This is a genomic window from Shigella sp. FC1567 (assembly GCF_001743015.1).
Lineage (GTDB): Bacteria > Pseudomonadota > Gammaproteobacteria > Enterobacterales > Enterobacteriaceae > Escherichia > Escherichia coli.
The window spans coordinates 1-238 of record NZ_MIIV01000463.1; the positions used below are offsets into that span (position 1 = coordinate 1).

At 55.9% G+C, this 238-nt stretch carries 2 pseudogenes; both read right to left on the reverse strand.

The annotated features are described in order from the left end of the window. Window positions 1-171: pseudogene (locus tag BHE85_RS20070) on the reverse strand (IS91 family transposase); the annotation flags it as partial. Beyond that, window positions 152-238: pseudogene (locus BHE85_RS27805) on the reverse strand (hypothetical protein); the annotation flags it as partial. The pseudogenes BHE85_RS27805 and BHE85_RS20070, both read right to left, overlap by 20 nt.

Consider the following 238-nt stretch of genomic DNA (forward strand, 5'->3'; position numbering starts at 1 on the left):
GATGTATTCCTTCACTCCCAGTATCCGCGTGCCGCAGGCCAGCATTTTTGTGACAGCCTCAACCCCGATATCGCGCAGACCGCCCGCATCCAGGAAGGACGTCCAGCACTGGTTGGCTGTGAACAGGCGTTTCAGCGGTCGGGGCTGAAAATCACCACCACTTCGGGTCATCCGCCTTCATCTCCGCTTCTGTTTCGTATAAATCAAAACGACGGCAGGTATGGCAGAACGTGACGTA